At 76.3% G+C, this 8,826-nt stretch carries 6 protein-coding genes and 1 pseudogene; all 7 read left to right on the forward strand.

Annotation, left to right across the window (positions count from 1 at the left end; all coding sequences use genetic code 11):
* Positions 1-81 precede the first annotated feature (81 nt).
* Positions 82-744 carry a hypothetical protein gene (locus Mterra_RS16155; protein WP_119316100.1) on the forward strand — a complete coding sequence of 221 codons (663 nt, stop codon included), beginning with the start codon at positions 82-84 and terminating at the stop codon, positions 742-744.
* On the forward strand, positions 744-1,790 hold the full coding sequence (locus Mterra_RS16160) for a hypothetical protein (protein ID WP_147372866.1): 1,047 nt from the start codon (positions 744-746) through the stop codon (positions 1,788-1,790). The genes Mterra_RS16155 and Mterra_RS16160 overlap by 1 nt, the downstream gene beginning before the upstream one ends.
* Positions 1,790-2,995: a type II secretion system F family protein gene (locus Mterra_RS16165; protein WP_119316102.1), complete on the forward strand. Its 1,206-nt coding sequence runs from the start codon at positions 1,790-1,792 to the stop codon at positions 2,993-2,995. Before Mterra_RS16160 ends, Mterra_RS16165 begins: the two co-directional genes overlap by 1 nt.
* Positions 2,996-3,007: 12 nt before the next feature.
* Positions 3,008-3,454 (forward strand): type II secretion system protein, encoded by a 447-nt coding sequence (locus Mterra_RS16170; RefSeq protein WP_119316105.1) that lies wholly within the window; start codon positions 3,008-3,010, stop codon positions 3,452-3,454.
* 65 nt (positions 3,455-3,519) lie between these two features.
* Positions 3,520-3,969 (forward strand): prepilin-type N-terminal cleavage/methylation domain-containing protein, encoded by a 450-nt coding sequence (locus Mterra_RS16175; protein WP_119316103.1) that lies wholly within the window; start codon positions 3,520-3,522, stop codon positions 3,967-3,969.
* A gap of 325 nt (positions 3,970-4,294) precedes the next feature.
* Positions 4,295-8,173: a hypothetical protein gene (locus Mterra_RS16180; protein ID WP_119316104.1), complete on the forward strand. Its 3,879-nt coding sequence runs from the start codon at positions 4,295-4,297 to the stop codon at positions 8,171-8,173.
* A gap of 15 nt (positions 8,174-8,188) precedes the next feature.
* Positions 8,189-8,826 (forward strand): annotated as a pseudogene (locus Mterra_RS16185) (hypothetical protein); the annotation flags it as partial.

The following is an 8,826-nucleotide window of genomic DNA, read 5'->3' on the forward strand; positions in this document are numbered from 1 at the left end:
GCCCCGGCCCAAGCCGACCGCCGGGGCGGTCGGCCCGGCCACCCCCCCCGGATTCGAGCGCGACGTGGAGGTAGGAGACTGATGCGCAACCACCGACTACTCCTCTTGACGGCCCCGCTGCTGCTCGCGGGCTGCAGCGAGATCCAGAAGCTCACCACCCCGCCCCTCAGCCTGGCCCTGGAGCTCAAGGGCGTGGCGGGCGCCGAGGCGCGCCTGGTCCTCAGCGGCAACGGGGGCGGCGAGACCTACACCGACAACGGCGCCGGGCTGCAGACGGCGGCCGCGGTGTGGCCCGGGCGCTACACCGCCAGCCTGTCCGAGCTGGCCCAGGGCCCCATCCGCTACGCGGGGGTGCTCGAGTACTCCAACGCCAGCGGCAACTACACGCGCCAGGGGAGCATGAGCTTCGACGTGCGCGACCACGACACCGGCAAGCTCAAGCTCAAAGGCTCGTACCAGCCGGTCACCGGCAGCCTCCAGGTCGCGGCCTCCGGGCTGCCCTTCGGGGCGCGGGCGGCGGTGTTCTACCGCGCCAGCGGCCAGGAGGAGGCCCCCTTCGACCCCGAGCGTCCGGCGGCGCTCGAGCCCGGCAGCTACCTGCTGCGCTTCGGCGAGGTGGTGGCCGGGGGAAAAACCTACCTCCCCCAGCCCGCGCAGGCGGTGGTGGCGGTGGAGGCAGGCAAGCTCACCCCGGTGAGCGTGAGCTACTCGGCGGCCCCCGCCGCGGCAAGGGAGGGGCGCTGATGCCCCGCCCTGCCCGCTGGATGCTGGCCCTGGCGCTGGGCCCGCTCCCGCTGTTCCCGGGGGCCGACCCCGGCTCGGCGGCGCAGTCCCTGGCCCACAGCGAGAACGTGGTCGTCAGCCCCGACGGGCGGCTGGAGGCGCTGTCCTTCGGGCGGCGGGCCTGCGTGCGGGTGATGCACGAGGCCCGCCTGCTGGCGGACCTGACCTGCGTGGACCTGGCGCAGCCCGGCGACGGGGTGCTGCGCCTGGTGGTGGACGGGCGGCCGCTGGAGGTGCCCTACCGCGCCGAGCTAAGCCTGGGCCGTACCGACTACCTCATCCGCCTGGGCGCGGGCTGGGCGGCGGGCCCCGCGCCCGCACCCACCTCCGCACCGGGATGCACGCCGAGCGCCTGCCTGGTGCGGGGGGCACTGCCCCTGCCGGTCCTCCCCGAGGTGCTGCCGCAGGACGGGGGCGTGCCCCCCGCCCTGCCGAGGGCGGTGCCCTCGGTGGCCCTGGAGCCGCTGCCCTACGCAGGCGAGCGTGCCGCCGGGCCCGGCGGCCTCCTGCCGCAGGAGGACGATCCCCTTCGGGACCGGCTGGCGCCGGTACACCGAGAGGCGGCGGCGAGTCCCCCGCGTGGGCCGGGGGAGGCCCAAGCTGCGTCGGCCCCACCGGCTCCACCGGCCCCGGAGCGCCCCGCGGCCGAGCCCTCCGGTGCACGGCGGCAGAGCCGCCGTCCCGAAGGGGATCGTCCCTTCGAGCCGGAGGCGCTGGCTTACGCCCGCTTCACCCTGCGCCAGGGTGAGCGGGGGGCCCAGCTGAGCTACGCCCTGCTGGCGCGGGCCCCGCTGGAGACCCCCGCGGCGGCGCTGCGGTTGTACCTCGACGGCCAGCCGCTCAAGGCCCGCCTCACCCGGCGCGGCCTGGGGCCCGTCCCAGGGCGGCTGGAGGCCGGGGACGGGGAGTGGGGCTGGCTCGAGCTCGGCCGCCTGCAGGGGGCGGTGCTGCGCCTGGAGTGGGCGCTGGCGGGCGGGGTGCTGCGCCGGGAGTGGAGGTTGCGCTGATGGCCAGCTTCCGCTACCTGGCCCTGGAGGGCTCCGCCGCGCGCCGGGGCACCCTCGAGGCCTCCAGCCGCGTCGCCGCCATCGAGCAGCTCAAGGCCCGCGGCCTGGTGCCGCTGGAGCTGGAGGAGCAGCTCGAGGCCGAGCGCGGGCGGGGCTGGCTGGGCGGGGGCTTCAAGGCGCGCGACGTGGCGCGTTTCGCCCGGCTGTTCGCCATCCTGGCCGACTCCGGCATCCGCCCCCACGACATCCTGGAGGTGCTCTCCAAGGACATGAAGAACCCACGCCTGCGGCAGGGGATCGCCGCCATGGCCCAGGACGTGGGGGCGGGCAGCTCGCTGTACGAGGCGGCGCAGGGCCAGCCCTTCCTGCGGCCCTACGCGGGGATGGTGCGTTCGGGCGAGAAAATTGGCGATATGGCCCAGGTCATGCGCCAGCTCGCGGCCTTCCTCGAGCGGGAGGCCGACCTGGCCGACGAGATCAAGGGGGCGCTGACCTACCCGGTGGTGGTGCTCATCATCGGGCTGGCCATCACCTACTTCCTGTTCACCGGGCTGGTGCCCTCCTTCGCCCAGACCCTCAGCGGGCTCGGCGGCGAGCTGCCCCTGCTGACGCGGGTGCTCATCGCCGTCGGCTTCTTCCTCAAGAACGCGGGCTTCACCCTCCCGCTGGCGGCGCTGGCGGCCTTCGTGGGGGTGCGGGCGTACTACCAGCGCCCCGAGGGCCGGCTGCGGCTGGACGCCCTGGCGCTGCGGGTGCCGGTGGTGGGCGACCTCTTGCGCGACCGGGCGACGTCGAAGGCCATGCGCACCCTGGCGATGATGCTGCGCGGGGGCATCCCCATCCTCGAGGCCCTCGAGACGGTGGCCCGGTCCACCGGCAACGCGGTCTACGACCAGGCCTTCGCCCGCATCCGCGAGGAGATCGCCCAGAAGGCCCGGGGGGTGGCCGAGGCCTTCCGCGCCCAGGAGGGGCTGTTCTCCGCCGCGGCCATCCAGCAGATCTCCGTCGGCGAGCAGAGCGCCAAGCTCGCCCAGATGATGGACCACATCGCCGAGGACCACGAGAAGGAGTCGAGCATGCGCGCGCGGGCGCTGCCCAAGCTCATCGAGCCCATCTCGGTGATCTTCCTGGGGGGCGTGGTGGGGACGGTGGTGGCCGGGATGTTCCTCCCCCTCTTCAAGCTCATCGGCGCGCTGGGGAGGTAGGAGGTGGGGCACGTGCGGAAGGGCTTCACGCTGGTGGAGGTTCTGGTGGTCACGGCCCTGGTGGGTCTGCTGGCGGCGAGCCTGCTGTGGGGCTTCGCCTCGGCCCGGCGGCAGGGGCAGTACAGCCAGGCCCAGGCCCACGGGCTGGAGGTCTTCCTGGCCCTCGACGCCTTTTTGGTGCGCAACACCGACCTGCTGCTCGACCTCGACGGCTGGACGGCGGCCTGGCCCGCGGGCAGCCTGGACGGGGCCCCGGCGGCGCTGGCGGGGCTGGGCGGCTTCGACTGCCGCCAGGCCGTGACCCTCGGCCGCGGGGGCATGGAGGGCGGCGGCCAGAGCTGGGGCGCGGCGCCCGCGACGGTGGGCTGTCTCATCGAACGGGTAGGCGACCGCTTCCTGGTGCACACCTGGGTGAGGGGGCTGCCCCGGCACTACCTCAACGGTCGGGATCCGCCCTAGCCCGGAGAGCTTGCTATCATAATCCTCAATAGGATAAGGGGGCGTGGCCCCCGCGTGGAGGTTGTGTGAAGCGCAAAGGTCTGACCCTGGTCGAGCTGATGGTGGTCCTGGCGATCGTGGCCCTGCTGCTGCCGGTGGGGGCCTGGGGGATGGCTCAGCGGCGGCAGGCCGAGCAGTGGCGCGCCGTGGCAGGTGCGCTGGAGGGCCTGCTGCGCGCAGGCGGGCAGATCGCCCGCAGCAGCGGCCGCGAGGTGCGGCTGGCGGTGGCGGGCGGGGCAGCCTACCTCGAGCAGGACGGCCTTCCCCTGCACCTTGGGGATCGTCCCCTGACCGCCGGGCGCGTGACCGCTCCCCACCTGCGGGTGGAGCTGCTCCCCGGCATGAGCCTGAGCCCCGGCGGCCTGCGCTGGCGGGCTTCGGGTCGGGTAGAGGGCCCGCACGAGCTGACGCTTCTGTGGGGCGGCCGCAGCCGCACCTATGCCGTGAGCGAGTGGGGGGAGGTGGAGGTCCGATGACCCGCAGGGTTCTGGGCTTCACGCTGGTGGAGGTGCTGGTGGCGGCGGGCCTGGTGGCGTTGGTGGGCACCTACCTGGGGCGGCTGGCCAGCGCCGGCCGCGAGGCGGTGCAGCAGAGTGAGGGCCAGAGCCAGGCCGCGCAGATCCTGGCCCGGCTGGGCGGTGAGGCCCAGCGCGGCAACCCCCGGGTGGTCCCCCCTGGCGGCACGCGGCTGCTCGAGGGGGCGGCGCTGGCGGAGCTCTTGGGCCGTGAGGCGCCGGGCTACCGCGCCGAGGTCCGCTCCTCGGCGGGGGCAGAGGGCCTGCGCGAGTACGCCCTGCGGGTGTGCTGGGGCGGGGCACGCTGGAGGTGCTGGTGGAGGGCGGGGCCGACGCGCCGCCCCAGGTGCTCGTCAGCGGCCCCGCCAGCCACGAGGTGCGCCGCTGGGGCCTCAGCCGCCTGGAGGGCCTGCCGCCCGGGTCCTACCGCCTCAGCCCGCTGCCCCTGCGCGACGCGCGCTACGACTACCGGGCCGCCCCCCTCGAGGTCGAGCGGCTGGAGGCGGGCGGCGGCGCGCGGGCGGTGGTGCGCTACCAGCCCGTCTCGGGGGCCCTGGCGCTGGCGGTCTCGGCCCCCGCGGGCAGCGCGGTGAACGCCCTGGTCAGCGGTCCCTCCGGCACCTTCACGGTGCGCGAGAGCACCACGCTGCCCCACCTCGAGCCCGGCCTCTACACCCTGGCGGCCGGACCTATCCCCTGCGGCGACTACCAGTGCACGGCCCGGGTGGAGGGCGCGCCGGCCCAGGTGGTGCCGGGGCAGACCGCCAGCGTGCGCCTGGCCTACGGCTACGCCAGCGCCAACCTGCAGGTCGCGCTGGAGGGGGTCGGGCGCGGCGACGTGCGGCTGGCGGGCCCCGGGGGCTTCGAGGTCGCCGTGGAGACCAGCGCCACCCTGCGCGACCTGCCGCCCGGGGCCTACACCCTCACTCCCCGCCCGGTGCGCCAGGGGGGCTACACCTTCGTCGCGGAGGCGGTCGTGGTGGAGCTGGAGGCGGGCCAGACCGCCCAGGCCCGCGTGGCCTACGCCCCCTCCACCGCCCGGCTGCGGCTGCGGGTGGAAGGCAGCGAGCGCGGCGGGGTGCTGGGCCGGGTGCTGCGCGGCGGCGAGGCGCTGGCAAGCTTCGGCGCGGCCGGGGGGGAGTGGGAGCTGGCCCCCGGCCACTACAGCATCCAGCCCCTGGGCTACGCCGAGGGCGACTTCCTCTACGAGGCCGCGCCGCAGGAGGTGACCCTGGAGGCCGGGCGCACCGCCGAGGCGGTCGTGCGCTTCGCCCCGGCCAGCGCGGTGCTGGAGTTCAGCGCCGCCGGGCTGCCGGCGGGCGTGGGGGCCCAGGCCTGGCTGCGCGGGCCGGGGGGCTTTGAGCAGGCCCTGCCCTCCGGCCGCAAGCTGGTGGGCCTCGAGCCCGGGGCCTACGCCTTCACCGCCGCGGCGGTGAAGGCGGGCGATTACGCCTACGCCCCGCGCCCGGCCGAGGCCCGGCTGGCCCTGGCCGCCGGGGGCCGCTACGCCCTGGCCGTGGAGTACGTCCGCCAGGAGGGCGCGGTGCGCCTGAGCCTGGAGGGCCTGCCCCCGGGCGCGGCGGCGCGGGTGGCGGCGGAGCTGGCGGGCGGGGGCCGCTACGACCTGGCCCCGGGCGTCAACCCCGCGCTGCCCACCGGGGCCTACCGGCTGCAGGCCGAGGGGCTGTCTCACGGCGGCTTCGCCTACCTGCCCCAGCTCGAGCCCCCCGCCTTCGCCCTCGAGCCCGGCCAGACGGCCGAGGTGCGGGTGCGCTACGTGCGGCAGTCGGGCACCCTCGAGCTGGGCGTGGAGGGGCTGGAGGCGGGCGACCTCGAGCTCGAGGGCCCGATGGGCCTGCGCCTGGAGCGCTCGGGCCGCTACCCCCTGCCGCCCGGCGACTACCGCCTCCTCGCCCGCGCGGTGCGCCAGGGGGGCTTCACCTACGCCGCCGCGCTCGAGCCCGCGGCCTTCCGGCTGGCGGTGGGCCAGACCGTGGCGGTGCGGGCGGTCTATGCTCCCGTCACCGCGCGGCTGGAGGTGAGCGTCGGCGGGGTGGGCGGGGCGACGCCCATCAGCCTGGCCGGCCCCGCGGGCCGGGCGTTGGAGGGGGCGGGGGTCGTGGAGGACCTCCCCCCCGGCGACTACACCCTCACCCCGCTGGAGGTCGTCCGGCAGGAGCCCACCCCCTACGGCCTGGCCAGCTTCACCTACCGCGCCGCGGCGCAGGAGCTGCGGCTGGTGGCCGGGCAGACCGCGCGGGCCGCCGTGGCCTACGCGCGCCAGCAGGGCGACGTGGCGGTGAGCGTGAGCGGCCTGCCCGCTGGGGTGAGCGCCAGCCTGCGCCTGCAGGGCGCCGGGCTGGACTACGCCTTCGCGGGGGGGCTGCTCGAGGGGCTGCCCGCCGCCGAGTACCGCCTCACCCCGGCCGCCGTGAGGGCCGGACCCTACACCTACACCGCCGAGCCCCAGGCCTTCCGCCTCGAGCCCGGCGAGCGCGAGTCCCTGGTGGTGCGCTACGCGGCGCAGAGCGGGGCGCTGGCCGTGGAGGTCGAGGGCCCGTCCCCCATGCCCACCCCCAGCGTGCGGGTGCTGCGCGAGGGCCGGGAGGTGGCCACCCTGCAGGGCAGCGCCACTCTCCCCGACCTCGCCCCCGGGGCCTACACCCTCCAGCCCCTCACCCTGCGCGACGAGGGGGGCTTCGACTACGCCGCCGAGGGGGCGACGGTGGAGGTGGCCGCGGGGCAGACCGCCCGGGCGCGGGTGCGCTACGTCAAGCTGGCGGGCACCGTGCGGCTGAGCCTGGCGGGCAGCCCCACCGGGCAGGTCACGCTGGAGGGGCCCCGCGGCTACGCCTGGAGCGCGTCGGGCAGCTACGAGATCCCCTCGGGGAGCTACCGGGCGAGTGCTCCGGGCTTCACCCAGGGGGGCTTCAGCTACCAGGGGACGGTCAGCCCCGCCGAGTTCAGCCTGGCCCCGGGTGCGGTGGTGGAGCTCGGTGCGAGCTGGCGCAAGGTGGCCGGGCGCTTCCGCTTCACCGTCAGCGGCCTGCCGCAGGGGGCCGCCGCGGCCGTCGCCCTCAGCGGGCCCAGCCCCTACAGCGCCAACCTGCCGGGCGGCGTTACCGCCACCCCCGACCTGCTGCCCGGGAGCTACCGCCTCACCACCCCCGACCTGCTCGTGGGGGGCTACACCTACCGCGCCGGCGGCAACGCCGGGGCCTACGCCCTGGCCGATGGGGAGGTCAAGGAGGTCGGCCTGGCCTACGCCCCGGTCAGCGGCCGGCTGCGGGTGGTGACCAGCGGCCTGCCCTCCGCGCCCGCCTACGCGGTGAGCGGGCCGGCGAGCCTGTGGGTGAGCGCCGCCGACCAGAGCTTCGACGACCTGCCGCCCGGCACCTACACCGCCAACCCCCCCACCCTCGAGGCCGACGCCGGGGGTGGGGTACGCTACCGCCACACCCCCTCGGGGTCCTTCAGCGCCGCGGTCTCCGCCGGCCAGACCGCCCGCATCGACGTGGCCTACGCCACCAGCGGCTCGGTGGTGCTCGAGATCAGCCGCTCCTCGGCCAACGCCCCGGTGGACGTGACCTTCGCCGGGGAGCGCTACACCGCGCCCGGGCGCTACGTGGTGAACTACCTGGCCCCGGGGGTCTACCCCCTCGACGCCCGCGCCACCTCCAACCGGGGCATCGCCTTCTACCCCTCCGGCCCCGCCCAGGTCGAGGTGCGCGGGGGCGCCACCGCCTCGGTGAGCGTGAGCTACGCGCCGGAGAACAAGGCCGTGCTGGACCTGGAGATAGTCAAGAACTACTCCGGCTCCAACCCGCGCTTCAAGGACGGCACTCCCCCGGCGCTGAAGCTGCTGCAGGGGGGGGTGGCGGTCTACACCGACCTCAAGCCCGGCGCCTACGCCCTGGCCCTCACCCCCGGCCTCGCCTACGCTCTCGACCAGCCGCAGGGCTACCAGCACATGTTCGCCGAGGAGCGCACCGGCACCCTCGGCCGCTACATCCACCGCTACTACTGGCGCCTGCACGCCGTCGGCGGGCTGCCGCTGGACAGCCCCGCGGCCGGGGAGGTCTACCCGGCGCGGGCGGAGTGGCGCGGGGTGTACTGCCGCTGGAGGCAGTGGGGCATGATCCTCGAGGGCTGCTGGGAGGAGTAGGAGGGGGGAGGGGAGATGCGCGCGCGTGGACTCGGGCTGACCCTGGTCGAGCTTTTGGTGGCGCTGGCCCTGGCCGCCGCGGTGACGGCCGCCGTCCTGCGGGTGACGGCGGCCTCCGGCCGCCAGCAGCAGGCCCTGCTGCAGGGCGGGGCGTTGCAGGCCGAGCTGCGGCGGGGCCTGGGCGTGGCCCAGCAGGTGCTGGCGGAGGGGGCCTTCCTGCTGCCGCTGCGCGGGGGGCCGCTGGGGCTGGAGTTCCTGCAGGCCGTAGCCCACAGCGACTTCACGGTGCTGGGCGTGGGCGCCGACGGCCTGGTGGTGCGCCTGCTCGACGCGGGCTACGACCCCCGCGCCCTGCGGCGGGCGGTGGTGGTGGACGCCGGGGGCAACGGCTACGTCTACTCCCTGAGCGCGGCGCGGGCGCTGGACGCGGCCAGCGGGCTGTGGTCCCTGGAGGGCACGGCCTGCGCCCGCCCCAGCCTCCCCGCGCGCGGGGTGGGGGCTGCGCTGGCGCGGCTGGGCAGCGGGGGGGCGCTGGCGAGCTTCGGCGCCACGGGGCTACCGGCGACGGGCCTGTACTTCCAGCGCGAGGGGGAGGCGCCCGAGCGGCTGCTGGGGGAGGCCGGCGTGCGGCTGCGCTACGCCTACCGCGCCGC

The sequence above is a fragment of the Calidithermus terrae genome (assembly GCF_003574345.1).
Lineage (GTDB): Bacteria > Deinococcota > Deinococci > Deinococcales > Thermaceae > Calidithermus > Calidithermus chliarophilus.

Excerpts from the sequence above, each read along its gene's own strand:
- Mterra_RS16165 (WP_119316102.1), top strand. The coding sequence starts at position 1,790 with ATGGCCAGCTTCCGCTACCTGGCCCTGGAGGGCTCCGCCGCGCGCCGG.
- Mterra_RS16160 (WP_147372866.1), top strand. The coding sequence starts at position 744 with ATGCCCCGCCCTGCCCGCTGGATGCTGGCCCTGGCGCTGGGCCCGCTC.
- Mterra_RS16155 (WP_119316100.1), top strand. The coding sequence starts at position 82 with ATGCGCAACCACCGACTACTCCTCTTGACGGCCCCGCTGCTGCTCGCG.